22 protein-coding genes and 1 pseudogene are annotated in these 23,601 nt (G+C 65.2%); 12 read left to right on the plus strand and 11 right to left on the minus strand.

The window, feature by feature from the left end; genetic code table 11:
• Positions 1-7: 7 nt before the first annotated feature.
• Genes ACZ5KU_RS00315 through ACZ5KU_RS00325 form a run of 3 tightly spaced genes read left to right on the plus strand, consistent with a single transcriptional unit; the run spans position 8 to position 2,606 of the window.
• Positions 8-1,087 carry a COX15/CtaA family protein gene (locus tag ACZ5KU_RS00315; protein WP_054063389.1) on the plus strand — a complete coding sequence of 360 codons (1,080 nt, stop codon included), beginning with the start codon at positions 8-10 and terminating at the stop codon, positions 1,085-1,087.
• Positions 1,075-1,974: a heme o synthase gene (cyoE, locus tag ACZ5KU_RS00320; protein WP_464736702.1), complete on the plus strand. Its 900-nt coding sequence runs from the start codon at positions 1,075-1,077 to the stop codon at positions 1,972-1,974. The genes ACZ5KU_RS00315 and cyoE overlap by 13 nt, the downstream gene beginning before the upstream one ends.
• On the plus strand, positions 1,971-2,606 hold the full coding sequence (locus tag ACZ5KU_RS00325) for an SCO family protein (protein ID WP_054060596.1): 636 nt from the start codon (positions 1,971-1,973) through the stop codon (positions 2,604-2,606). The genes cyoE and ACZ5KU_RS00325 overlap by 4 nt, the downstream gene beginning before the upstream one ends.
• Positions 2,607-2,686: 80 nt before the next feature.
• On the opposite strand, the gene ACZ5KU_RS00330 is transcribed toward ACZ5KU_RS00325, so the two are convergent.
• Positions 2,687-3,112 (minus strand): VOC family protein, encoded by a 426-nt coding sequence (locus tag ACZ5KU_RS00330; RefSeq protein WP_416771190.1) that lies wholly within the window; start codon positions 3,110-3,112, stop codon positions 2,687-2,689.
• A 141-nt stretch (positions 3,113-3,253) separates the two neighbouring features.
• Here ACZ5KU_RS00330 and ACZ5KU_RS00335 point away from each other — a divergent pair, with 141 nt between their 5' ends.
• Entirely contained in the window at positions 3,254-4,108 is an 855-nt protein-coding gene (locus ACZ5KU_RS00335; RefSeq protein ID WP_054063386.1) for a LysR family transcriptional regulator, read from the plus strand.
• A gap of 115 nt (positions 4,109-4,223) precedes the next feature.
• Here ACZ5KU_RS00335 and ACZ5KU_RS00340 read toward each other — a convergent pair whose 3' ends face one another.
• From ACZ5KU_RS00340 to ACZ5KU_RS00350, 3 genes are all read right to left on the minus strand, one after another.
• Positions 4,224-4,997 (minus strand): MetQ/NlpA family ABC transporter substrate-binding protein, encoded by a 774-nt coding sequence (locus tag ACZ5KU_RS00340; protein WP_054058285.1) that lies wholly within the window; start codon positions 4,995-4,997, stop codon positions 4,224-4,226.
• A gap of 88 nt (positions 4,998-5,085) precedes the next feature.
• Positions 5,086-5,760, minus strand: coding sequence for a methionine ABC transporter permease (locus ACZ5KU_RS00345; protein ID WP_054063385.1), 675 nt, complete (start codon positions 5,758-5,760; stop codon positions 5,086-5,088).
• A complete protein-coding gene (locus ACZ5KU_RS00350) occupies positions 5,760-6,767 on the minus strand; it encodes a methionine ABC transporter ATP-binding protein (RefSeq protein WP_464736703.1) in 1,008 nt (335 codons plus the stop codon). The genes ACZ5KU_RS00345 and ACZ5KU_RS00350 overlap by 1 nt, the downstream gene beginning before the upstream one ends.
• Positions 6,768-7,022: 255 nt before the next feature.
• Here ACZ5KU_RS00350 and katE point away from each other — a divergent pair, with 255 nt between their 5' ends.
• Positions 7,023-9,161 carry a catalase HPII gene (gene katE / locus ACZ5KU_RS00355; RefSeq protein ID WP_464736704.1) on the plus strand — a complete coding sequence of 713 codons (2,139 nt, stop codon included), beginning with the start codon at positions 7,023-7,025 and terminating at the stop codon, positions 9,159-9,161.
• Between the two features lie 67 nt (positions 9,162-9,228).
• On the opposite strand, the gene ACZ5KU_RS00360 is transcribed toward katE, so the two are convergent.
• From ACZ5KU_RS00360 to zur, 4 genes are read right to left on the minus strand one after another with little or no spacing between them, the layout of a single operon-like run.
• Positions 9,229-9,945: a PA5502 family lipoprotein gene (locus ACZ5KU_RS00360; protein WP_054063383.1), complete on the minus strand. Its 717-nt coding sequence runs from the start codon at positions 9,943-9,945 to the stop codon at positions 9,229-9,231.
• 37 nt (positions 9,946-9,982) lie between these two features.
• The gene (znuB, locus tag ACZ5KU_RS00365) at positions 9,983-10,771 is read right to left on the minus strand and encodes a zinc ABC transporter permease subunit ZnuB (protein ID WP_054061498.1); all 789 of its coding nucleotides are present in this window, start codon (positions 10,769-10,771) and stop codon (positions 9,983-9,985) included.
• Positions 10,764-11,552, minus strand: a complete 789-nt coding sequence (gene znuC, locus ACZ5KU_RS00370; protein ID WP_054061499.1) for a zinc ABC transporter ATP-binding protein ZnuC — start codon at positions 11,550-11,552, stop codon at positions 10,764-10,766. Before znuC ends, znuB begins: the two co-directional genes overlap by 8 nt.
• Complete coding sequence (zur, locus tag ACZ5KU_RS00375) at positions 11,552-12,034, minus strand: zinc uptake transcriptional repressor Zur (RefSeq protein ID WP_054063381.1); 483 nt, start codon at positions 12,032-12,034, stop codon at positions 11,552-11,554. Before zur ends, znuC begins: the two co-directional genes overlap by 1 nt.
• Before the next feature lie 57 nt (positions 12,035-12,091).
• Between zur and ACZ5KU_RS00380 the strand changes: the two genes are divergently transcribed.
• Entirely contained in the window at positions 12,092-13,021 is a 930-nt protein-coding gene (locus tag ACZ5KU_RS00380; protein ID WP_054063380.1) for a zinc ABC transporter substrate-binding protein, read from the plus strand.
• 66 nt (positions 13,022-13,087) lie between these two features.
• Here ACZ5KU_RS00380 and ACZ5KU_RS00385 read toward each other — a convergent pair whose 3' ends face one another.
• Positions 13,088-14,038, minus strand: coding sequence for a homoserine kinase (locus ACZ5KU_RS00385; RefSeq protein ID WP_464736705.1), 951 nt, complete (start codon positions 14,036-14,038; stop codon positions 13,088-13,090).
• A gap of 59 nt (positions 14,039-14,097) precedes the next feature.
• Positions 14,098-14,388 (minus strand): DUF2782 domain-containing protein, encoded by a 291-nt coding sequence (locus ACZ5KU_RS00390; protein ID WP_054061264.1) that lies wholly within the window; start codon positions 14,386-14,388, stop codon positions 14,098-14,100.
• A 74-nt stretch (positions 14,389-14,462) separates the two neighbouring features.
• On the opposite strand from ACZ5KU_RS00390, the gene polA reads away from it, so the two are divergent.
• Entirely contained in the window at positions 14,463-17,276 is a 2,814-nt protein-coding gene (gene polA / locus ACZ5KU_RS00395) for a DNA polymerase I (protein ID WP_054061263.1), read from the plus strand.
• Between the two features lie 612 nt (positions 17,277-17,888).
• Here the strand turns inward: polA and yihA are convergent.
• On the minus strand, positions 17,889-18,533 hold the full coding sequence (gene yihA / locus ACZ5KU_RS00400; protein WP_054061262.1) for a ribosome biogenesis GTP-binding protein YihA/YsxC: 645 nt from the start codon (positions 18,531-18,533) through the stop codon (positions 17,889-17,891).
• Between the two features lie 201 nt (positions 18,534-18,734).
• On the opposite strand from yihA, the gene ACZ5KU_RS00405 reads away from it, so the two are divergent.
• The 5 genes and pseudogenes from ACZ5KU_RS00405 (at position 18,735) to ACZ5KU_RS00425 (ending at position 23,543) form a co-directional block, all read left to right on the plus strand.
• Positions 18,735-19,025, plus strand: a complete 291-nt coding sequence (locus tag ACZ5KU_RS00405; protein ID WP_054061261.1) for a c-type cytochrome — start codon at positions 18,735-18,737, stop codon at positions 19,023-19,025.
• A 44-nt stretch (positions 19,026-19,069) separates the two neighbouring features.
• On the plus strand, positions 19,070-19,675 hold the full coding sequence (locus tag ACZ5KU_RS00410; RefSeq protein WP_054061260.1) for a c-type cytochrome: 606 nt from the start codon (positions 19,070-19,072) through the stop codon (positions 19,673-19,675).
• A gap of 193 nt (positions 19,676-19,868) precedes the next feature.
• Positions 19,869-20,519, plus strand: a complete 651-nt coding sequence (locus ACZ5KU_RS00415; protein ID WP_054061259.1) for a thiol:disulfide interchange protein DsbA/DsbL — start codon at positions 19,869-19,871, stop codon at positions 20,517-20,519.
• Between the two features lie 12 nt (positions 20,520-20,531).
• Positions 20,532-21,388, plus strand: a pseudogene (locus ACZ5KU_RS00420) (endonuclease/exonuclease/phosphatase family protein).
• Between the two features lie 19 nt (positions 21,389-21,407).
• Entirely contained in the window at positions 21,408-23,543 is a 2,136-nt protein-coding gene (locus ACZ5KU_RS00425) for a GGDEF domain-containing protein (RefSeq protein WP_464736706.1), read from the plus strand.
• Positions 23,544-23,601: the final 58 nt, after the last annotated feature.

A 23,601-nucleotide genomic window follows, 5' to 3' on the forward strand; every position in this document is an offset into this window, starting at 1 on the left:
GAACGGCATGGCCAAGCCAGGATTCCGCCTCGCGCTGTTTGCCACCCTGCTGGCGCTGATCGTCGTGCTGCTCGGTGCCTACACCCGCCTGACCCATGCCGGCCTCGGCTGCCCGGACTGGCCGGGTTGCTACGGATTCATCGGCGTGCCCAAGAGCGAGGCCCAGTTGGCCCATGCCGAACTGCATTTCCCCGATTCGCCGGTGGAGGCGCACAAGGGCTGGAACGAAATGATCCACCGCTATTTCGCCGGTACCCTGGCCCTGGCGATCGTCGTCCTGGCGGCCCGTTCCTGGAGGGAACGGCGCCGTGAAGGCCAGCCGCTGAAGCTGCCGCTGTTCCTGCTGGCGGTGGTGCTCGCCCAGGCCGCGTTCGGCATGTGGACGGTGACCCTCAAGCTTTGGCCGCAGGTGGTGACCGGCCATCTGCTCGGCGGTTTCGCCACCTTGAGCCTGCTGTTCCTGCTGACCCTGCGCCTGTCCGGCGTGTTGCCGGCGCTGGCGGTGCCCCGGCGCCTGCAACGCTGGGCAACGGCCGGGCTGCTGCTGGTGATCCTGCAGATCGCCCTCGGCGGCTGGGTCAGTTCCAACTATGCCGCGGTGGCCTGCATCGACCTGCCGACCTGCCATGGCCAATGGTGGCCGGCGGCGGACTTCGCCAACGGTTTTCACCTGACCCAGCACATCGGCCCGAACTACCTGGGCGGCCAGCTCGACAGCGAGGCCCGCACGGCGATTCACCTGACCCACCGCATTGGCGCGCTGCTGGTGACCCTGGTGCTGCTGGGGCTGGCCTGGCAGTTGCGGGTGGTCGGCATGACCCGCCTGGCCGGGCTGCTGCTGTGCGCCCTGGCGGCACAGATCGGCCTGGGCCTGAGCAACGTCTATTTCCACCTGCCCCTGCCGGTGGCCGTGGCCCACAACGCCGGCGGCGCGCTTCTGCTGCTGACGCTGGTGCTGGTCAACTATCACGCGCGGACCGCCCTGGTGCGGGTGCGTCGGCAGGCGCCTGCCCGCTGGCGGCTCAGCCCCCGCGGGGCGGTGCACGGACCCATCACCATCAAGGGAGAGATGCCATGGCGACTGTAGCCGGCGAGCGTCACCGCCAGGCGATCTGGCGCGACTATCTGGAGCTGACCAAGCCCAAGGTGGTGGTACTGATGCTGATCACCTCGCTGGTGGGCATGTTTCTCGCCACGCGCGCCGGGGTGCCGTGGACGGTGCTGGTGTTCGGCAACCTCGGTATCGGCCTGTGCGCGGCCGGCGCGGCGGCGGTCAACCATGTGGTGGACCGGCGGATCGACGCGGTGATGGCCCGGACCCACAAGCGCCCGCTCGCCGAGGGCCGCGTTTCGCCGTCGGCGGCACTGGCCTTCGCGCTGCTGCTGGCGGTGCTCGGCCAGGCGTTGCTGCTGGCCTTCACCAACCCGCTGACCGCCTGGCTGACCCTGGCCTCGCTGCTCGGCTACGCAGTGATCTACACCGGTTTCCTCAAGCGCGCCACACCACAGAATATCGTGATCGGCGGCCTGGCCGGCGCGGCGCCGCCGCTGCTGGGCTGGGTCGCGGCTACCGGGCACCTGGGCGCCGAGCCGCTGCTGCTGGTGCTGATTATCTTCGCCTGGACCCCGCCGCATTTCTGGGCCCTGGCGATCCACCGCAAGGAGGAGTACGCCAAGGCCGATATCCCGATGCTGCCGGTGACCCACGGCGAGCACTACACCAAGGTGCATATCCTGCTGTACACCTGCGTCCTGCTGGCGGTCAGCCTGCTGCCGTTCGTGATCCACATGAGCGGCGTGCTCTACCTGCTCTGCGCCCTGGGCCTGGGCGCGCGCTTCCTGCAATGGGCCTGGGTGCTGTACCGTGGCAGCCGGCCGCAGGCGGCGATCGGCGCCTTCAAGTACTCTATCTGGTACTTGTTCCTGCTGTTCATCGCGCTGCTCGTCGACCACTACCTACTGTTGAACCTATGACTCGAACCCAGAAAACCGTTTTCATTCTCGTCGCCGTGGTGGCCCTGATCCTGGGGCTGACGGTCAACAAGGTCCTCAACGGCAAGGGCCAGGGCGATACCACCGCGCTGATCGATGCCGGCATCATCCTGCTGCCGCAGAGCCGCACGCTGCCGGACGTGAAGATGACCGACCAGGACGGCCAGCCGGTGTCGATCGACCAGCTCAAGGGCAAGTGGACCCTGCTGTTCTTCGGCTACACCTTCTGCCCGGACATCTGTCCGACCACCCTCGCGCAGTTGCGGCAGATCAAGAGCGAACTGCCCAGGGACGCGGTGGACAAGCTGCAGATCATCCTGGTGAGTGTCGACCCCAACCGGGACAACCCCAGGCAGCTCAAGCAGTACCTGGGGTATTTCGACCCGCAGTTCCGCGGGTTGACGGCGGGCTCCATCGAGGACCTGCAGAAGCTGGCGAATGCGGTGAGCATTCCGTTCATTCCGGCCGATACCAGCAAGCCGAACTACACCGTCGACCACAGCGGCAACCTGGCGATCGTCGGGCCGGATGGCAACCAGCGCGGGTTCATTCGGGCGCCGCTGAACAACCAGAAGCTGGTGGCGCAGTTGCCGAACATGCTCAAGCGCAACTAGTGTTGTGGCCTTGAGGGCCTCTTCGCGGGCTTGTCGGGACGCCGCATCGCCGCGAAGAGGCCCCAAAGGCCACCGCTAGACTATTTCGCAAATAACTGCCCGATATCCTTGAACGCCTTGAATTCCAGCGCATTGCCACAGGGATCGAGCAGGAACAGGGTCGCCTGCTCGCCGACCTGGCCCTTGAAGCGCACGTAGGGTTCGATCACGAACCGTGTCTGGCGAGCCCGCAGCCGTTCGGCCAGCGCCTCCCACTCGGCCCAGCCCAGCACGACGCCGAAATGTGGCACCGGCACATCATGACCGTCCACCGGGTTGCTCATGGCCTGTTCCTGCGCCGCGGTCCTGGCCTGGTAGTGGATCACCAACTGGTGGCCGAAGAAATCGAAGTCCACCCAATGATCGCTGCTGCGCCCCTCGGGGCAGCCGAATACTTCGCCATAGAAGTGCCGGGCCGCGGCCAGGTCATGGACAGGAATGGCCAGATGAAAGGGAGAAAGCGCCATGGCGGGTACCATCAGTGAGAAAGGAGCTTTCAGTCTAGAGACGATTATTTTGTTGAAAAGCGCATATTCTTGCGGTCGAGATCAAATTATTTTGTCGTATGCTGCCCTCCACCGCCTGTTTCATCTCCCTGGACGAGCCTGATGTTGCGAGAACTCAAGACCTTCATCCGTGTGGCCCGCGAAGGCACCTTCGTCGCCGCCGGGCAGCAGTTGGGGCTGACCCAGTCGGCGGTCAGCGCACAGATGCGGGTGCTGGAGCAGAACCTCGGCGTACGCCTGTTCGACCGCAGCGGCCGGGCGGCGGTGCTGAACGCGGCCGGGCGTCATGCGTTGCCGCTGGCCGAGCAGATCCTCAGCCTGTATCGCGCGATGGCGTTACCCACGGCCGCTGCGCAATGGCAGGGCGAGCTGCGCATCGGCGCCATCGCCACGGTGCAGACCGGCCTGCTGCCGCGGGCCCTGCCGAGGTTCCGCGAGGCGGCGCCGCGGGTCGACCTGAAGCTGGTGCCCGGGGTGTCGCTCAACCTGCTGAGCCAGGTCGATGCCGGTGAGCTGGACCTGGCGTTGCTGATCCGGCCGCCATTCGAGCTGCCCAAGGAGTTGCTGGCGATTCCCCTGGCCAGCGAGGCCTTCGTACTGATCGCGCCCCGGCAGGTCACGGGCGACGACCCGCGGCAACTGCTCGCCGAGCAGCCGTTCGTGCGTTATGACCGGGGTTCGTTCGGTGGGCGGCTGGTCAGCCAGTTCCTGCGCGAGCAACGGATCCAGGTGCGTGATGTGCTGGAGCTGGACGAGATCGAGGCGATTGCGCGGATGGTCGAATGCGGGCTGGGAGTGTCGCTGGTGCCCAGGGCCGGGCTTTGGCTGCAGCGAGTGGATCAGTTGCGGGTCATCGAGCTGGGCGAGCTGACCTTCGAGCGTCAGCTGATCGCGGTATTGCGCCGCGCCCAGCGCCAGCCGGCGCTGGATTGCCTGCTGGAGTGCCTGCAGGCCTGAAACGGCCCGCGCTGATCGTTCCCTCGCGGAGCGTGGGAACGATCGGCACAGGTCAGCGCCGTTTGTAGGAGCAGGGCTTGTCGGGGCGCCGAACCGCCGCGAATGGGCCTGGGGGTCAGAACGCCGGAACGATCGAACCCTTGTACTTCTCGAGGATGAACGCCTTCACTTCCGGGCTGTGCAGCGCGGCAACCAGCTTCTTCAGGGCGTCCGAATCCTTGTCGTCCGGACGGGCCACCAGGATGTTCACGTAAGGCGAGTCCTTGCCCTCGATGAACAGTGCGTCCTTGGACGGATCGAGCTTGGCTTCCAGGGCGTAGTTGGTATTGATCAGCGCCAGGTCGACCTGGGTCAGCACGCGCGGGATGGTCGCCGCTTCCAGTTCACGGAATTTCAGGTCTTTCGGGTTTTCGGCGATGTCCTTGGGCGTCGACAGGATGTTGTGCGCGTCCTTGAGCTTGATCAGGCCGGCCTTTTCCAGCACCAGCAGCGCCCGGCCGCCGTTGGTGGCGTCGTTCGGGATCACCACGGTGGCGCCGCCTGGCAGGTCTTCCAGCTTCTTGTACTTGCTGGAGTAGGCGCCCAGCGGCTCGACGTGTACGCCGGCGATGCTGACCAGGTGGGTGCCCTTGGACTTGTTGAACTCATCCAGGTACGGCTGGTGCTGGAAGAAGTTGGCGTCCAGGCGCTTCTCGGCGACCTGTACGTTCGGCTGCACGTAGTCGGTGAAGACCTTGACCTTCAGGTCCACGCCTTCCTTGGCCAGGACTGGCTTGACGAATTCGAGGATTTCCGCGTGGGGCACCGGGCTGGCGGCCACGCTCAGGGTTTGCGCGGCGTTGGCGGAAAACGCCGCGACGGCGGCGAAGGCAGCGATCAGTTTTTTCATCGAACGACTCCATGTGAGATGCCGCTTGGCATCTGCCGGCCCCGGGCCGGCGATTCAGTAGGTTGCGAAAGCGTTGGGGTGTTGCCCGTTACTTGCGGGAGAACCGCGCCACGAGCTTGTCGCCGATGGTCTGCAGGACCTGCACCAGCACCACCAGCATGACCACGGTGACCAGCATCACATCGTTCTGGAACCGCTGGTAACCATAGCGGATTGCCAGGTCGCCGAGGCCGCCGGCCCCGACCACACCGGCCATGGCGGTATAGCCTACCAGGGTGATGGTCGTCACGGTGATGGCCGCGAGGATGCCCGGACGGGCCTCCGGCAGCAGTGCATTGAAGACGATCTGGCGGGTGGTCGCGCCCATGGCCTGGGTCGCTTCGATGATGCCGCGGTCGACTTCGCGCAGCGCGGTTTCCACCAGCCGGGCGAAGAACGGCGCGGCGCCGATCACCAGCGGCGGAATGGCGCCGGCCACGCCCAGCGAGGTACCGGTGAGGAACACGGTGGTGGGGATCAGCACGATCAGCAGGATGATGAACGGCAGCGAACGCACCACGTTGACCACGAACGACAGCGCCGAGTAGGTCGGCTTGTGCTCGAGCAGTTGGCGCGGGCTGCACAGGAACAGCAGCACGCCCAGCGGCAGGCCGAGCAGCACGGTGAACAGCAGCGAGCCGCCAAGCATCAACATGGTGTCGCCGGTGGCTTCCCAGATGTCCGACCAGTCGATGTTGGCGAAAAAGCTCAGGAACAGGTCCATCAGCGCAGTACCTCCATATGGACGTCAGCCGCGGTGAAGCGGGCGAAGGCGGCGTCCAGGTCGCCACCGGTGATGGCCAGCGTCAGTTGCCCGTACGGGGTGTCCTTGATGCGATCGATACGGCCGGCGAGGATGCTGTAGTCGACTCCGGTTTCACGGGCCACGGTGCCCAGCAGCGGCGCGTAGGTGGCTTCGCCCTGGAAGGTCAGGCGCACGATGCGCCCCGGCACGTGGGCGAAGTCGTTGCGCTGCTCGTTCTCGTCGATCTGTTCGTCTTCCTGGACGAAGCGCCGGGTGGTCGGGTGCTTGGGGTGCAGGAACACATCGGCCACCGGGCCCTGCTCGACGATCACGCCGGCGTCCATCACGCCGACTACATCGCAGACACGGCGGATCACGTCCATCTCGTGGGTGATCAGGACGATGGTCAGTTTCAGCTCGCGGTTGATCTCGGCCAGCAGTTGCAGGACCGAGGCGGTGGTCTGCGGGTCGAGGGCGCTGGTGGCCTCGTCGCACAGCAGGATCTTGGGCTTGGTCGCCAGGGCGCGGGCGATGCCGACGCGCTGTTTCTGCCCGCCGGACAGTTGCGACGGATATTTCTTCGCGTGATCGGCCAGGCCGACGCGCTGCAGCAGCTCGGTGACGCGCTGGTCGATCTCCCGGCGGGACAGTTCACCGGCCAGGGTCAGCGGCAGCGCGACGTTGTCGGCGACGGTCTTGGAGGCCAGCAGGTTGAAGTGCTGGAAGATCATTCCGACCTGCTGGCGGAAACGCCGCAGGCCATTGGCGTCGAGCGCGGTGATTTCCTCGCCGTCGACGATGATCTTGCCGCCGCTGGGCGCTTCCAGGCGGTTGATCAGGCGCAGCAGGGTACTTTTGCCGGCGCCGGAATGGCCGATCAGCCCGAACACCTGGCCTGCCTCGACACGCAGGTGGGTCGAGTGCAGGGCGGGAATTTCCTTACCGGCGACCCGGTAGGTTTTATGGACGTTATGAAACTCGATCACGTAGCGAACCTTGTGGGGCGCAATGGAAAGGGGTCAGCGGTTAGCCGGGCGCGCATTTTAGCCTGTCCGTATAGATGCTATTAGCATTTATTTCGCATGCGACCTGCGATTTGGCAATAACACGATCAGTGGTCAGAAAAAAGGAACGGCTTCGGACCCGCGGCAGTCACTCGTTAGGCACTTCGAATCCCGTTCGCCGGGACCCTGTCGATCATCCGGCAGCTCTGCGGCGACTGTAACCGAGGAAACCGTCTGATGAGTACCAAGAAACCCAAGGCCAACCAGAGCCAACTGGCTGGCACCGACACCCTGGATCGCGGCAACACCAACGACAAGCTGCAGAGCCTGGAGCCGTTCCGCTCCGATGCCAGCGGCCAGGCGTTGCGTACCAACCAGGGGGTGAAGGTCGCCGATAACCAGAACAGCCTGAAAGCCGGCGCGCGCGGGCCTTCATTGCTGGAAGATTTCATCATGCGTGAAAAGATCACGCATTTCGACCATGAGCGGATCCCCGAGCGCATCGTGCATGCCCGGGGCACCGCCGCCCATGGCTACTTTCAAAGCTACGGCAACCATGCGGCGTTGACCAAGGCCGGTTTCCTCCAGGACCCCGCCATCAGGACCCCGGTGTTCGTGCGTTTCTCCACGGTGCAGGGCCCCCGCGGTTCCGGGGATACCGTGCGCGACATCCGCGGTTTCGCAGTGAAGTTCTTCACCACGGAAGGCAATTTCGACCTGGTCGGCAACAACGTGCCGGTGTTTTTCATCCAGGACGCGATCAAGTTTCCCGATTTCGTCCACGCGGTGAAACCCGAGCCGCACAATGAAATCCCCACCGGTGGCTCGGCCCATGACACCTTCTGGGACTTCGTCTCGCTGGTGCCGGAGTCGGCCCATGCGGTGATCTGGGCCATGTCCGACCGGGCGATTCCGCGCAACCTGCGCAGCATGCAGGGCTTTGGCGTGCACACCTTCCGCCTGGTGGATGCCGAGGGTGGCTCGCGCTTCGTCAAGTTCCACTGGCGGCCCAGCGTCGGCACCTGCTCGCTGGTCTGGGACGAAGCGCAGAAGCTGGCGGGCAAGGACACCGACTTCCATCGTCGCGATCTCTGGGAATCGATCGAGAGCGGCGACTACCCCGAGTGGGAGCTGGGGGTACAGGTGATTGCCGAGGAAGACGAGCACAGCTTCGACTTCGACATCCTTGACCCGACCAAGCTGATTCCCGAGGAGTTGGTGCCAATCACACCGCTGGGCAAGATGGTGCTCGATCGCAATCCCGACAATTTCTTCGCCGAAACCGAGCAGGTCGCCTTCTGCCCCGGGCATATCGTGCCGGGGATCGACTTCTCCAACGACCCGCTGCTGCAAGGCCGGCTGTTTTCCTACACCGATACCCAGATCAGCCGCCTGGGTGGGCCGAACTTTCACGAGTTGCCGATCAACCGGCCGCTGGCACCCTTCCACAGCAGCCAGCGCGACGCCCAGCACCGTACGGTGATCGACAAGGGCCGGGCGTCCTACGAGCCCAACTCGATCGATGGCGGCTGGCCCCGTGAAACCCCTCCGGCGGCCCGGGACGGTGGCTTCGAGAGTTACCCCGAGCGGATCGATGCGGCCAAGATCCGCCAGCGCAGCGAATCCTTCTCCGACCACTTTTCCCAGGCCCGGCTGTTCTTCAACAGCATGAGCCCGCACGAGAAGGAGCACATCATCGCCGCCTACAGCTTCGAGTTGGGCAAGGTGGAACGCGAGTTCATCCGTGCGCGGCAGGTGAACGAGATCCTGGCCAATATCGACCTGGAACTGGCCGCGCGGGTCGCCGCCAACCTTGGCCTGCCGGCGCCGCAGGCGGGCACGGTGGCAACGCGCAAGACTGCGCTGGAGCAGTCGCCGGCGCTGAGTCAGGCGAATCTGCTGGCGGGGCATATCAGGACGCGCAAGGTGGCGATCCTCGCGGCGAATGGCGTCGAGGGTGCGGCGATCGCGGCACTGCGCCAGTTGTTGGCGGCGGAAGGTGCCCATGCCCGGCTGCTCGGGCCGACTTCGGCGGCGATCACCAGCGCCCAGGGCGAGCGCCTGGCGGTGGACGCTTCGATGGAAGGCCTGCCGTCAGTGGCGTTCGATGCGGTGTATGTGCCGGGTGGCGCCGAGTCGGTCAAGGCGCTTGGCGGCAACGGTGTGGCCCAGCACTACCTGTTGGAGGCCTACAAGCATCTCAAGCCGATCGCCGTGCACGAGGACGCGAAGGTGTTGTTGGAGAAGCTGCATCTGCAGGTGGACGCGGGGCTGATGGTGGGCAGTGATGCCAAGGCGCTGGAGGCCTTCGTCGCGGCGCTGGCCCGGCATCGGGTGTGGGAGCGGGAGGAGCGGGCCAAGGCGGTGCCGGCCTGATGGGCCCATTCGCGGGCACGCCCGGCTCCTATAGCGTCGGCGCCGGGCTTGCTGGCGATCAGCGGGCTCAGGGCTTGCGCGGGCTCAGCACGACCTGGGCCTGCACCTTGCGGTCGATCTGCCTGTCGATCTTCAGCTCGAAGTTCGGGTCGAGCTTCTTCACCCGCTTGCCCAGCAGCGTCGCCAGCCACGGGTAGTCCTGGGTCCGGGGCACCTGGAAGGTCACTGCGCACTGGTAATTGACCACGTCCGCCGCCAGCGCGTCCATCTGCTTGCGCAGCAGCGCGATGTCCTGGATGTTCAGGGCGATGGTGCTGCTTTGCGCGCTCGGGTCGATCACCCGGGCCGCCGGCCTGGCCTCGGCGGCCTGGAGCTCGGCCTCGGCCTTGTCCAGCTCCGCCTTGCGTGCCTGGGCGATGGCGCCGTTGACCCCGCCGGTCAAGGCCGGGGCCTTGGGCATCAGGGCGCGGGCGCGGCTCAGTGCGGTGGCGGCGGCATTGACGTCGCCCTTCTGCAGCACGATCTGGCTACGCTGCAGGTAGGCTTCGGCCAGTTGCCGCTGGTACTGGACCAGTTGCGGGTCGTCCGCGGACTGCGCCTGCAAGGCGGCCAGTTGGTCCTCGGCGGTGGCCAGTTCGTTGCTGTTGATGCTCTGCTCCAGCGCGGCAATCGCCGTGGCCCGGGCATCGGGCACGGCGGTGTCGGCCGGCGGAGTGCTCTGGCAGGCACCCAACAGCAGGGAAAATGCGGCAAGGAGCAGATAACGGGAGGCGGAAAGCTTCATTCCTGCGACTCTCTAATTGCGCAAAAAACGAGCAAGTCTACACCCCTCTGCGTGGCAGGACAAAACTCAGCAGAAACAGCCCGGCCGCCACCACCACGATGGAGGGGCCGGCGGGGGTGTCCTTGAACCACGAAAGCGCCAGCCCGCCGCACACCGCGAGGACCCCCAGGAAGCTGGCGCCGAGGGCCATCTGCTCCGGTGAGCGGGCGTGCCGCTGGGCCGCTGCGGCGGGGATGATCAGCAGCGAGGTGATCAGCAGCACGCCGACGATCTTCATCGCCACGGCGATCACCACCGCGATCAGCAGCATCAGCGCCATGCGCAGCGAGGCCACCGGCAGGCCCTCGACGGTCGCCAGTTCCTCGTGCACGGTGATCGCCAGCAGCGGCCGCCACAGGGCGACCAGCAGCGCCAGCACCGCCGCGCTGCCGCCGAGGATCCAGGCCAGGTCGGTGCCGCTGATCGCCAGCAGGTCGCCGAACAGGTAGGCCATCAGGTCGATGCGCACCTCATGCATGAAACTCAGCACCACCAGGCCTAGGGACAGCGTGCTCGGCGCGAGAATCCCCAGCAGTGTGTCGGAGGCCAGCGGCTGGCGCTGTTGCAGGGTCACCAGCAGCACGGCCAGCAGCAGGCAGCCGACAGTCACCGCGAGCGTCGGGCTGATGTCCAGCAGGAAGCCCAGGGCCACGCCGAGCAAGGCGGCGTGGGACAGGGTGTCGCCGAAATAGGCCATGCGCCGCCAGACCACGAACGACCCCAGGGGGCCTGCCACCACGGCCAGGGCCAGGCCTGCGAGCAGGGCGTAGAGCAGAAAATCAGCCATGCTTGCAGCTATCTCCGTGAACGTGGACGTGGGCCGGGGCGGCCTCTTCGCTGACCACCGTGCCATGCAGGTCATGGGCGTGGTCGTGATGGTGGTGGTAGATCGCCAGGCTCGGCGCGTTGCTGCCGAACAGCTCGACGAAGGCCGGGTCGCCGCTGACCTGCTCGGGGTGGCCGGAGCAGCAGACGTGACGGTTGAGGCAGACCACCTGGTCGGTGGTGCTCATCACCAGGTGCAGGTCGTGGGAAACCATGAGCACCCCGCAACCATGGCGGTCGCGCAGGCGGGTGATCAGGCTGTAGAGCTCGGCTTGCCCGGCGACGTCGACGCCCTGCACCGGCTCGTCGAGCACCAGCAACTCGGGTTCGCGCAGCAGCGCCCGGGCCAGCAGCACGCGCTGCATCTCGCCGCCGGAAATGCTCTGCACCGGGCTGTCGATCACCTGTTCGGCACCGACCTCGCTGAGGGCAGCCAGTGCCCGGGCGCGGTCGACCCCCGGCACCAGCCGCAGGAAGCGCAGCACTGACAGCGGCAGGGTCGGGTCGACGTGCAGCTTCTGCGGCATGTAGCCGACCCGCAGCCGCGGCTTGCGCCAGACACTGCCGCGGCTTGGCTTGAGCAGGCCGAGCACGGCCCGCACCAGGGTGGTCTTGCCGGCACCGTTGGGGCCGATCAGGGTGACGATCTGCCGCGGTTCGACGCTCAGGTGGATGTTGTCCAGCACGTCCTGCCCGGCGAACGTCACGCCGACCTGGTCGAGGCGAATCAGCGCAGTGCTCATCAGGCCCCCTGGCAACCCGAGCAGAGGCCGACCACCTCGACGGTCTGGCCCTCGACGACGAAACCGACGTCCCTGGCGCTCTGGACGATGGCGTCGCTGATGCTCTTCTGCTCCAGCTCGATGGCCGCGTGGCAGTTGCGGCAGATCAGGAACTGGCCCTGGTGGGCGTGTTCCGGGTTGTTGCAGCCGACGAAGGCGTTGAGTGAGGCGATGCGGTGGACCAGGCCGTTGTCCAGCAGGAAGTCCAGTGCACGGTACACCGTCGGCGGCGCGGCGCGCCGGCCGTCCTGCTCGCTGAGCACGGCGAGGATGTCGTAGGCGCCCAGCGGCTTGTGGCTCTGCCAGACCAGCTCCAGCACCCGCCGCCGCAGGGCGGTCAGGCGCAGGCCCTGGCGCGCGCACAGGGCATCGGCCTCGGACAGCGCGCTGTGCACGCAGTGAGAGTGATCGTGGGGTCGGCTGGCGAGAGGGGTTTTAGGCATGAGCGGCGACGATTGTTGTGAGAGACGTTATTATGTTACCCGTTCCTGCCGCCTTGAGTGTCCATCGTGCCCCGTCTTTTTGCCTTTTTTGTCGCTATATGCGCCGGTTTGTTCGTGATCGGACCGGTCCAGGCCCAGGTCAGCCTGCTGACCAGCATCAAGCCCCTGCAATTGATCGCCGCCGCGGTCGAGGACGGCGTGGAGACGCCCGAGGTGCTGTTGCCACCGGGCGCCTCGCCGCACAACTACGCGCTGCGGCCGTCCGATGTGCGCAAGGTGCAGTCGGTGGACCTGCTGTACTGGATCGGTCCGGACATGGAGAGCTTCCTGCCGCGGGTGCTCAAGGGCCGCAGCCTGCCGACCGTTGCGGTGCAGGACCTGCCGGGCATGAAATTGCGCCGGTTTGCCGAGGATAACCACTCCCATGCCGAAGAAGCCGACGAGCATGACCATGATCATCGTCCGGGCTCGCTGGATGCGCACCTGTGGCTGTCGACCGTCAACGCGCGGGTGATCGCCGCGCGCATGGCCGCGGACCTGGCCAAGGCCGATCCGGCCAACGCCGAGCGCTACCGGCGCAACGCCGAGGCTTTCGCCGGCCGCCTGGATGCCCTGGATGCGCGGCTCAAGGCGCGCCTGGCGGGTGTCGCGGACAAGCCGTATTTCGTGTTCCACGAGGCGTTCGACTATTTCGAGAGTGCCTATGGGCTCAGGCATGCCGGGGTCTTCAGCGTGGCGGCCGAGGTGCAGCCGGGGGCCCAGCATGTCGCGGCGATGCGTGCGCGCTTGCAGGAGGTGGGCAAGACCTGCGTGTTCAGCGAGCCGCCGCTGCGGCCGCGGCTGGCCGAGACGCTGGTATCCGGGCTGCCGGTGAAGCTGGCGGAACTGGATGCGTTGGGCGGTTATACGCCAGCGAGTGCCCATGGCTATGAGCAGTTGCTGGAAAAACTCGGTAACGATTTAGCCGGCTGCCTGGAGTCCTTGTAGGCAGGGCCGGCCTATTCGCGCCAACCGCGCGAATGGGCCCCTGAGCTCCCTGTATATTTCTGTCGATCAGAGCGCGAACGGCAACGGCACGCTGACCTGCTGCCGCTGCGCCAGCCGCAGCTGGAACTCCATCGGGTCGTGAATCAGCACGTCCTGCCCGGCAAAGGACTCGGCTGCGATCAACCGTGACAGCCAGAAGCGCACGCACGCCACCCGCAGCATCGTCGGCCACAGCTCGGCCTCGCCCGCGGTGAACGGCCGCAACGCCGCATACGCACCCAGCAGGGCCCGGGCGCGCTGGCCGTCGAGCAGGCCGTTGTCGTCCGAGCACCAGTCGTTCAGCGAGATCGCCACGTCATAGAGCATCGGCCCGGAGCAGGCATTGTAGAAGTCGATCAGGCCGGTCAGGTGCGTGCCTTCGAACATCGCGTTGTCGCGGAACAGGTCGGCATGCAGGTTGGCCCGTGGCAGGGCGAGGATCTGTGCCTTGCAGCGCTCGATCTCCGCCAGTGCGGTTTCCAGCAGGTCGTGAGCCTCGCTGTCCAGATGCGATTTCAGCTTGTTGCCTTCCTCGAGCATCCAGTCCAGGCCGCGGTCGGTCTTGCGTTCGATGATCCGCCCGCGGGTCGCCAGGTGCAGGTGGCCGAGCAGTTCGCCAACCTGGGCGCAATGCTGGGCGTTGGCCTGCCTGATGTGCTTGCCGGCCAGGCGCGGTTGCAGCAGCGCCGGCTTGCCGGCCAGTTCGCGCAGGGCCTGGCCGTCGGTGGTACGCAGGGCGTAGGGCACCGGCAGATCGGCGTCATGGAGCACGTCGAGCAGTTCGATGAAGAACGGCATTTCCTGCACCGGGCCGCGCTCGACCAGGGTCAGGACGTACTCGCCCTGCTCCAGGCTGATGAAGAAATTGGTGTTTTCACTGCCGGCGGCAATTCCCTGAAAATCGAGCAGGCGACCGAGCCCGTAGGGGGCGAGAAAGGTTTCCAGCTCGGGTCGAGCCAGCGGGGTGAACACAGACATGTTTAAGAGCTGCCAGTCCGGGCGCCGCGATCGAGCCGGCGCCGATGAGGGTTAAAGGGTTACTTCCACTCGAAGATCTTCCATGACGGAATCAGCATATCGGGCTGATCCGAGCGGATGAAGTTTGCATCAGTTCCGTCGGCGCGCACCAGAAAGTATGGCTTGCCCCCTTTCGGGGTGACCTTGATGGCGTACAGAAAGCCATTTTGCCGGTACTCCTGGATGGTTTTGTCGCCTTCCGTGCGAATGGTGACTTCTGGATCGGCTGCGGGTGCATCATCCGCGGCGATCGCCGCCAACGGAGTGAATGCAAACAGGCCGGCCAACAACAGGCGATTGAGCGTACGCATGATAACCTTGTCCCTTTGTCGTCAACGGTCCCATCATTCTACCGCCGGACCCGCCGAAAAGGTTGATCATACTCATGAGCCAAGCTCCCCTCGTCCTGGTGGACGGTTCTTCATACCTGTACCGCGCGTTTCACGCGATGCCGCCGCTCACCAATTCCAAGGGTGTGCCCACCGGGGCGGTGAAGGGCGTCCTGAACATGCTCCGCAGCCTGCGCAAGCAGTACCCGGACAGCCCGTTCGCCGTGGTGTTCGATGCCAAGGGCGGGACTTTCCGCGACGAAATGTTCGCCGACTACAAGGCCAACCGGCCGAGCATGCCCGACGAGATGCGCGTGCAGATCGAACCGCTGCACGCCAGCGTACGCGCCATGGGCTTCCCGCTGCTGTGCGTGGAAGGCGTGGAGGCCGACGACGTGATCGGCACCCTGGCCCGCAGCAGCGCGGCGGCCAATCGCCCGGTGATCATTTCCACCGGCGACAAGGACATGGCGCAACTGGTCGACGGCCATATCACCCTGGTCAACACCATGTCCGAAACGTCCATGGACGTGGAGGGCGTGAAGGCCAAGTTCGGTGTCGCGCCCGAGCAGATCATCGACCTGCTGGCGCTGATGGGCGACTCCGCCGACAACATCCCCGGGGTCAAGGGGGTGGGTGAGAAGACCGCCGTGGCCCTGCTGGTGGGGGTCAACGGCGGCCTGAAGGAGCTGTATGCCAACCTCGACCTGGTGCCGACCCTGCCGATCCGCGGGGCCAAGACCCTGCCGGCCAAGCTGCTCGAGCACCAGGAAATGGCCTTCCTGTCCTACCGGCTGGCGACCATCAAGGTCGACGTGGAGCTGGAGGTCGGCCTGGACGACCTGCACCTGGGCGAGCCGGACCGCGAGAAACTGATCGAGCTGTACAGCTCGCTGGAATTCAAGGGCTGGCTCGACGAGCTGAACCGCGAGGCCAAGCGTGCCGGGTTGCAGGAGGCTGCTGCGCCAGCGCCAGCGGCGACCGCGGCGGCGGTCGAGGAAGTGGCGGCTGAAAGCACCGCGCCCGTGACTGCCGAGCCGCAATACGAAACCATCCTCGACCAGGCGCGTTTCGACGTCTGGCTGAAGAAGCTGCAGGAGGCCAGACTGTTCGCCTTCGACACCGAGACCACCGGGATCGATGCCCAGCAGGCGCAACTGGTCGGCGTGTCCTTCGCCGTGCAGGCCAATGAGGCGGCCTATATCCCGCTGGCCCATTCCTACATCGGCGTGCCGCAGCAACTGGACCGCGACAGCGTGCTGCTGGCGCTGAAGCCGCTGCTGGAAGACCCGCAGAAGCTCAAGGTCGGCCAGCACGCCAAATTCGACATGAACATCCTCGCCAACTGCGCCATCGGCGGCGATCCCGAGTGCGGCATCAGCGTGCGTGGCATCGCCTTCGACACCATGCTCGAATCCTATGTGCTGAACTCCACCGCGACCCGGCATGACATGGACAGCCTGGCGAAGAAGTACCTGGACTACGACACCGTCAGCTTCCAGGACATCGCCGGCAAGGGCGCCAAGCAGCTGACCTTCGACCAGATTCCCCTGGAGCAGGCCGGCCACTACGCCGCCGAAGATGCCGATGTGACCCTGCGCCTGCACCAGGCGCTGCATGCGCAACTGGCTGCGATTCCGAGCCTGGCCAGCGTGCTGAGCGATATCGAGATCCCGCTGGTGCCGGTGCTGGCGCGCATCGAGCGCCAGGGCGCGCTGGTGGACAAGGACCTGCTGGGTGTACAGAGCATCGAACTGGGCAACAAGATGGTCGAACTGGAGCGCCAGGCGTTCGAGATCGCCGGCGAGGAATTCAACCTCGGTTCGCCCAAGCAGTTGGGGGTGATCCTCTACGAGAAACTCGGCTTGCCGGTGCTGAAGAAGACCGGCAAGGGTCAGCCGTCCACGGCCGAGGAAGTGCTGGCCAAGCTGGCCGAGGACGACTATCCGCTGCCCAGGGTGCTGATGCAGTACCGTTCCATGAGCAAGCTGAAGAGCACCTACACCGACCGCCTGCCGGAGCAGATCAACCCGCGCACCGGGCGTATCCACACGTCCTACCACCAGGCGGTGGCGGCGACCGGGCGGCTGTCCTCCAGCGACCCGAACCTGCAGAATATTCCGGTGCGTACCGCCGAAGGCCGACGCATTCGCCAGGCATTCGTCGCGCCCAAGGGCTACAAGTTGCTGGCGGCGGACTATTCGCAGATCGAACTGCGGATCATGGCTCATCTGTCGAAGGACGAAGGCCTGCTCAATGCCTTCCGCGACAACCTCGACGTGCACACGGCCACTGCGGCCGAGGTGTTCAAGGTCGAGCTGGGTGAGGTCACTTCCGACCAGCGACGCAGCGCCAAGGCGATCAACTTCGGCCTGATCTACGGCATGGGCGCGCAGAAGCTGGGCAAGGACATCGGCGTCGACACCAAGACCGCCAAGGCCTATATCGACGTGTATTTCGCCCGTTACCCCGGGGTGCGCGAGTACATGGAGCGCACCCGTGGCCAGGCCTCGGAGCAGGGCTATGTCGAGACCCTGTTCGGCCGCCGGCTGTACCTGCCGGACATCCACTCCAACAAGCCCCAGGAGCGTGCGGCCGCCGAGCGCACGGCGATCAACGCGCCGATGCAGGGTACCGCGGCGGATATCATCAAGAAGGCCATGGTCAAGGTCGACGACTGGCTGACCCGCTCCGGGCTGGACGCCAAGGTCATCCTCCAGGTGCACGACGAACTGGTGCTGGAGGTGCGCGAGGACCTGGTGGCCGAGGTCAGCGAGCAGATCCGCGGGCACATGAGCAGCGCGGCGCAGCTGGATGTGCCGTTGCTGGTTGAGGTCGGGGTGGGCGACAACTGGGACGAGGCGCACTGATCGCGGCCTTTCCGGGTGTTCGAGGGGGATGGCCGCCTGCGGCGGTTCGCGGGCAAGCCCGGCTCCTACAGGGGGGGCGTCGTACACGACGTTGTGGATAACATCGTACTGTAGGAGCCGGGCTTGCCCGCGAATGCGCCCGAAAGACTTGCTCACCCTCACAAAGGGGTGCAGGTGCCCGAGAGAACACAAAGGGCGTTTGGTTCTGAAACCTTCAGTGGCTATGCCAAATAGTTTTTGAAGATATTTTGAACTAAATCGGGATACGGCTACTCAGAGTTACTGAATGGCTGGTGAAGCCCTTCGATGCTCCTATGTTGTGTTAAGTGTTGGCAGATATTCTGGACCCCGCCCTAGCGGTCCGGAGCTTGGACCCCGAACTTCCCCTCCCCATACGAAGTCCGGGGTTTTTTTTATCCCCCAAACGGCCTGTGGTGCGCTCGGGCTGCGTTAAAAGCTCGGCTCGAAATGCTCATTTAGACCACTAAACTCCGCTTTCGAGCCGCACTTTTGCCTTGCCCGAACACACCACAGACCGTTTGGCGTACGCTGCGGTATCCGGGTCGTTCGCGGCCGAACCGCCGCCATCCACCGAGGGTAGCGCTCGGCGGATTACTCCGCCTCTTCCTCGCCGCCGTTCTCCATCAGTCCCAGCCAGCCGGCCAGCACCGTGTAGGCCTCTTCCAGGCCCAGGCGCTTGGGCGCCGAGAACAGCTGGATGGTCACCGTGTCGCCCCAGCCCTTGCGGATTTCCGACTGGACCTTGAGCAGGGTGTTCTTCGCCGCGCCGTAGGTCAGCTTGTCGGCCTTGGTCAGCAGGATGTGCATCGGCATGCCGCTGGCGATCGACCAGTCGAGCATCAGCCGGTCGAAGTCGGTCATCGGGTGGCGCACGTCCATCATCAGGATCAGGCCCTTGAGGCTCTCGCGGCTGCCCAGGTAGGCCTCCAGGTGACGCTGCCAGTGCTGCTTGAGCGGGATCGGGACTTTTGCATAACCGTAGCCCGGCAGGTCGACCAGACGGCGTTCATCGTCTAGCTTGAAGAAATTCAACAGCTGCGTGCGGCCCGGGGTTTTCGAGGTGCGCGCGAGGCTGGCGTGGGTCAGGGTGTTCAGCGCGCTGGATTTACCAGCATTGGAACGACCGGCGAAGGCCACTTCAAAACCGGCGTCGTCCGGGCACTGGTCGACTTTGGCGGCGCTGAGCATGAAGGTGGACTGCTGGCACAGACCGAGAATGGGGTTTTTCAGTTGCATGGGATTTCCAATGTGGACGGTGCCGGGAGGCGCGACAAGCTGTGTCGTTTCCGTTTCATGGGCGCCAGTATATAATGCCGCAGATTTAGTGTGTGCTTTGTCCCGACGTAGGATGACGCATGCGGGAGCGATTGACCCAGGCTGCGCATTAGAACGCGGCACGTTCCCAACCCTGAAGTTCATGACTGGAACCTTCGGTTCATGAGCAGATGGCTGCTTGCTGCCAGTGTCCTGATCACGCTTCACGGCGCTCAGGCTGCACAGGATCCGGAAGCCGTGTACAACCGTGTTTGCAGTGCCTGTCATGCCGGACAGCTGCCGATGGCCCCACAGAAGGGCGATCAGGCCGCGTGGAAGCCAAGAATGGCCCAAGGCATGGATGTGCTGGTGCAACACGTGACTCAGGGTTTCAAGGCGATGCCGCCGCGTGGTTTGTGCATGGACTGCAGTACCGAGGATTACCGAAGCATCATCCAGTGGATGAGCGAGTAAGCCCGGTCCATAACTCTTAACCCTTAGCCGTATTGGATTAGCTGATGAACAAATTGATCGTGAGTCTGCTGTTGACCCTGGGGATCACCGGTCTCGCCCATGCCGCCGGCGATGCCGCCGCCGGCCAGGCCAAGGCTGCTGTCTGTGGCGCCTGCCATGGTCCTGATGGCAACAGCATGGCGCCCAACTTTCCGAAACTGGCGGGCCAGGGTGAGCGTTACCTGGACAAGCAGTTGCACGACATCAAGTCCGGCAAGCGCACCGTCCTGGAAATGACCGGCCTGCTGACCAACCTCAGCGATCAGGACCTCGCCGACATCGCCGCCTACTTCGCCAGCCAGAAGGGCAGCGTCGGTGCAGCCGATCCGAAGCTCGTCGCCCGTGGTGAAGAACTGTTCCGGGGTGGCAAGCTCGACCAGGGCATGCCGTCCTGCACCGGTTGCCACTCGCCCAACGGCGCGGGCAACGCCGCCGCCGGCTTCCCGCACCTGGGTGGCCAGCATGCCCAGTACGTCGCCAAGCAGCTCACCGATTTCCGCGAGGGTGTGCGGACCAACGACGGCGACACCAAGATCATGCAGAGCATCGCCGCCAAGCTGAGCAACAAGGACATCGAGGCCGTGTCCAGCTACGTGCAGGGCCTGCACTGAGGTGCGCTCGATGAATGGCGCGGCGCGTTCGCGTTAATAATCGATTAATCCTTTGTTGCAAGGATAAAAGGGTGGCCCTGGCCGCCCTTTTTTGTGGCCGCTGCCGTTACACTAATCGAACCAAGAGCCTGCTCGGTCTGTCAGAAACTACAGGTCGCGACGGAGGCGACTTCTAAATACCCAGGAGTAAAGCATGCGTAATCTGATCCTCAGCGCCGCACTCGTCACCGCCAGCCTGTTCGGCATGACGGCCCAGGCCGCCGACGTGCCGCTCGAAGCCGGCAAGACCTATGTCGAACTCAAGACCCCGGTGCCGGTGCAGGAGCCTGGCAAGATCGAAGTGGTCGAGATGTTCTGGTACGGCTGCCCGCATTGCTACGCCTTCGAACCGACCATCAACCCATGGATCGAGAAACTGCCGTCCGACGTGCACTTCGTGCGCATTCCCGCCATGTTCGGCGGCCCATGGGACAAGCACGGCCAACTGTTCCTGACCCTGGACGCCATGGGCGTCGAGTCCAAGGTGCACTCGGCGGTGTTCAACGCGATCCAGAAGGAAGGCAAAAAGCTGCTCGAGCCTGAAGACATGGCCGACTTCGTCGCTACCCAAGGTGTCGACAAGGAGAAATTCCTGGCCACCTACAACTCCTTCGCCATCAAGGGCAAGATCGTTGCCGCGCGCGAACTGGCCAAGAAGTACGAGATCAGCGGTGTACCGACCATGATCGTCAACGGCAAGTATCGCTTCGACCTCGGCACCGCCGGTGGGCCGGAGGCTGCACTGAACGTCGCCGACCAACTGATCGCCAAGGAGCGGGCGGCCGGCGCGACCGCCGGCAAGTAAGGCGCCCCGGCCATGGCTCGCTGGGGATCGGAACGCATCGTTGGCCTTCACCAGCCGAAGGTCAATGAACACCATCTGCAATCCAGCGGCCTGCCGGCGGACAACCGCCTGAGGCTGCTCAGCTTCAACATCCAGGTCGGCATCAGCACCCAGCGGTACCGACACTACCTGACCCGGGGCTGGCAGCACCTGCTGCCGCACACCGGGCGCGCCGACAACCTGCAGAGGATCGGCAGCCTGCTCGGCGATTTCGACCTGGTGGCGCTGCAGGAGGTCGATGGTGGCAGCCTGCGTTCGGGCTACATCAACCAGGTCGAACACCTGGCGCAGCTCGGCGCCTTTCCCTACTGGTACCAGCAACTCAATCGCAATCTCGGCCGCCTGGCCCAGCACAGCAACGGCGTGCTCAGCCGCCTGCGCCCCTGGGCGATCGAGGATCATCCACTGCCCGGCCCGGCCGGTCGCGGGGCGATCCTGGTGCGTTTCGGCGAGGGCCCGGAGTCGCTGGTGGTGGTCATGATGCACCTGGCGCTGGGCGCGCGTACGCGGACCCGGCAGTTGGCCTATATCCGCGAGCTGATCGATGGCTTCAAGCACCAGGTGCTGATGGGGACATGAACACCCATGCCGCCGACCTGCTGCAGCACTCGCCCTTGCGCGACCTCGGGCTGCTTGCGCCGCAGGTCGAGGCCACCTTTCCCAGCTGGCGTCCACAGCGCTGCCTCGACCATATCCTGTTGAGTCCGAGCCTGACGCTGGAGCGTGTCGAGGTACTGGCGCAGCCGATTTCCGACCATTTGCCGGTTGCCGTTGAAATTCGCCTGCCAGGATCCATCGGTTCTGATACGTTGCCCGCCTTGAGTCGTTGAATCTCACGGACACCCTGCAATGAGCAGCGAAGAAGCCGAGCGCTGGAAAGAGAAGTACCTCAAAAGCATCGAACAACAGGAAAAGCTCGAACGGCGTTGGGACGCCCGTCTCGACCTGCTCCGGCGCGGGCTGGTGCGCAGCACCCTGGCGGCCGAAGGCACCGACAAGGCGGTGGATCAGTGCATGAAGGAAATGCGCGAGGTGATCCGCACCGATGACATGGATGCGGCCCTGGCCAACCTGCTGCCACGCCTGGAAAAGGCCGTGCTCGACTCCGAGCAGCGGCGCGAAACCCGGATCGAACAGATGGGCACCGCGCTGACCGCGCTGGTGACCCAGCTGCAGGCTCTGCCCTTGCCGCGGGATGTGCGTCGGCCGCTGAAGAACTTTGCCAAGCAGCTCGATGGCCGCGTTAGCCAAGCCCGCGAGATGCCCCTGCTGCTCAGCGAACTGAGCAACCTGCAGGGCAAGATCCTGACGGAACTCGATCACCCCGCCGAGCCGGCCCGGCCCGGCCTGCTGCAGCGCCTGTTCGGCACGAAGGAGGGGGCTGAGGCGAGCGTTGAAAGCGCCCCGGCGGTGGCACCGGCGGCGGGGATGCCGACACCTGTGCCCGCTTCGGCAGAGGCGGATGAGGACGATGAACCGGACGCGCCTGTGGCGCCTGCGGTCGAGGCCGTGGCTCCCGTTGCCCAGCCCGTCGTTGCTGCCGCGGCTGCGCCGGCGGTTGAACAGCCAGCCCCGGCTGCAGCGGTCATGGAGCCCGTTGCCGAGGCCGTGCCAACGATCGCACCCGTCGAGGTCGCGGCCTACAAACCACCCGTGGTCACGCCTGAGGCCGAGCCTGTGGCCGGTGCCGTCGAGCCAGAAGCGTCGCCGGTCGTGTCGGCTGCGCAGACGGCTGCGGCGGTTGAGCCGCAGGCTGCGGCCGAACCCCAGGTCAAGGCCCCACTCGCCGAGCAGCCCGAAGCCGTCACCCCGGCACCCGCCCTGCCCTTCCTCGACAGCCTGCCACTGCCGCCGGTGATGGCCGAAGCCCTGGCGGCGGTTCATCCCGAGGATAACGACCAGGACGTGCTCTACGCCCTGCCGGAGTCGCCGGAGCCGTCCTACAGTTCGGTGGCCGAGCACATCGAGTCGACGCTGCTGGGCCTGCTGGATGGGCTGGTGCTGCCCGAGCGCCACCGGCCCCACGCCGAAGGCATGCGTCATCGCCTCGAACACGGGTTGAACTGGTACGAACTGCTGCCGATCCTCGACGATCTGGCCGTGCTGATGCTGGCGATCAACGACAGCGGGCAACATGAGTTCGAGGTGTACCTCAAGCAGCTCAACGAGCGCCTGGAATCCTTCCAGAGCAATTTGCGCGCGGCCAGTGAAGGCCATGCCGAGGGCCGTTCGGCGGCCAACGACCTGCATAGCCAGTTGCGTGAGCACGTCGATGGGCTGCAGAGCAGCGTGCAGGCTGCCGCCGACCTCGACAGCCTCAAGCATGTGCTGGAAAACCGCCTCGAAGACCTGCTGGGCACCATGGACCGCCACCAGCAGGAGCGCAATGTGCGCGAGCAGGAAGTCGCCAGCCGCCTGCAGAGCCTGGCCGAGCGCGTTGCGCATATGGAACAGGAAGCCCAGGTTTATCGCGACCACCTCGAGGAACAACGGCAGAAGGCCCTGATCGACCCGCTCACCGGCCTGCCGAACCGGGCGGCCTGGAGCGAGCGTCTGGACCACGAGGTCGCGCAGTGGCAGCAGCACGGTAATACCCTGCTGATCGCCATTCTCGACCTCGACCATTTCAAGCGGATCAACGATGGCTACGGCCACCTGGCCGGCGACAAGGTGCTGAAGATCATTGCGACCGTGCTGCGCAAGCACCTGCGCGGCAGCGATTTCATCGCCCGTTTCGGCGGCGAGGAGTTCGTCCTGCTGATGCCGGCGACGCCGGTGGCGACCGGCCTCAAGCTGGCCGAGCACCTGCGCGCGGCCGTCGAGGCCTGCCCTTTCCACTTCAGGGGCGAACGGGTGACCATTACCGTGTCCCTTGGCGTGTCGGCGTTCAAGGCCGGTGAACGGAGCGATCATGTGCTCAAAAGAGCCGATGAGGCGCTGTACCGGGCGAAAAACGGCGGACGCAACCGGGTGGAGCTCGGCTGAACCGCAGCTGTCGTTTTGTCACAGAGTCTTGCTTTGGCCGGTACCGGAGGCCGGGGTA

The organism is Pseudomonas sp. Tof1 (assembly GCF_055390395.1).

What these genes read in the sequence shown, in the direction of transcription:
- ACZ5KU_RS00425 (WP_464736706.1), top strand. Translation starts at nt 21,408, where the DNA reads ATGAGCAGCGAAGAAGCCGAGCGCTGGAAAGAGAAGTACCTCAAAAGC.
- polA (WP_054061263.1), top strand. Translation starts at nt 14,463, where the DNA reads ATGAGCCAAGCTCCCCTCGTCCTGGTGGACGGTTCTTCATACCTGTAC.
- ACZ5KU_RS00385 (WP_464736705.1), bottom strand. Translation starts at nt 14,038, where the DNA reads ATGTCTGTGTTCACCCCGCTGGCTCGACCCGAGCTGGAAACCTTTCTC.
- ACZ5KU_RS00330 (WP_416771190.1), bottom strand. Translation starts at nt 3,112, where the DNA reads ATGGCGCTTTCTCCCTTTCATCTGGCCATTCCTGTCCATGACCTGGCC.
- yihA (WP_054061262.1), bottom strand. Translation starts at nt 18,533, where the DNA reads ATGCAACTGAAAAACCCCATTCTCGGTCTGTGCCAGCAGTCCACCTTC.
- ACZ5KU_RS00405 (WP_054061261.1), top strand. Translation starts at nt 18,735, where the DNA reads ATGAGCAGATGGCTGCTTGCTGCCAGTGTCCTGATCACGCTTCACGGC.
- zur (WP_054063381.1), bottom strand. Translation starts at nt 12,034, where the DNA reads ATGCCTAAAACCCCTCTCGCCAGCCGACCCCACGATCACTCTCACTGC.
- ACZ5KU_RS00335 (WP_054063386.1), top strand. Translation starts at nt 3,254, where the DNA reads ATGTTGCGAGAACTCAAGACCTTCATCCGTGTGGCCCGCGAAGGCACC.
- ACZ5KU_RS00410 (WP_054061260.1), top strand. Translation starts at nt 19,070, where the DNA reads ATGAACAAATTGATCGTGAGTCTGCTGTTGACCCTGGGGATCACCGGT.
- cyoE (WP_464736702.1), top strand. Translation starts at nt 1,075, where the DNA reads ATGGCGACTGTAGCCGGCGAGCGTCACCGCCAGGCGATCTGGCGCGAC.
- ACZ5KU_RS00415 (WP_054061259.1), top strand. Translation starts at nt 19,869, where the DNA reads ATGCGTAATCTGATCCTCAGCGCCGCACTCGTCACCGCCAGCCTGTTC.
- znuC (WP_054061499.1), bottom strand. Translation starts at nt 11,552, where the DNA reads ATGAGCACTGCGCTGATTCGCCTCGACCAGGTCGGCGTGACGTTCGCC.
- katE (WP_464736704.1), top strand. Translation starts at nt 7,023, where the DNA reads ATGAGTACCAAGAAACCCAAGGCCAACCAGAGCCAACTGGCTGGCACC.
- ACZ5KU_RS00360 (WP_054063383.1), bottom strand. Translation starts at nt 9,945, where the DNA reads ATGAAGCTTTCCGCCTCCCGTTATCTGCTCCTTGCCGCATTTTCCCTG.
- znuB (WP_054061498.1), bottom strand. Translation starts at nt 10,771, where the DNA reads ATGGCTGATTTTCTGCTCTACGCCCTGCTCGCAGGCCTGGCCCTGGCC.
- ACZ5KU_RS00340 (WP_054058285.1), bottom strand. Translation starts at nt 4,997, where the DNA reads ATGAAAAAACTGATCGCTGCCTTCGCCGCCGTCGCGGCGTTTTCCGCC.
- ACZ5KU_RS00315 (WP_054063389.1), top strand. Translation starts at nt 8, where the DNA reads ATGGCCAAGCCAGGATTCCGCCTCGCGCTGTTTGCCACCCTGCTGGCG.
- ACZ5KU_RS00325 (WP_054060596.1), top strand. Translation starts at nt 1,971, where the DNA reads ATGACTCGAACCCAGAAAACCGTTTTCATTCTCGTCGCCGTGGTGGCC.
- ACZ5KU_RS00345 (WP_054063385.1), bottom strand. Translation starts at nt 5,760, where the DNA reads ATGGACCTGTTCCTGAGCTTTTTCGCCAACATCGACTGGTCGGACATC.
- ACZ5KU_RS00390 (WP_054061264.1), bottom strand. Translation starts at nt 14,388, where the DNA reads ATGCGTACGCTCAATCGCCTGTTGTTGGCCGGCCTGTTTGCATTCACT.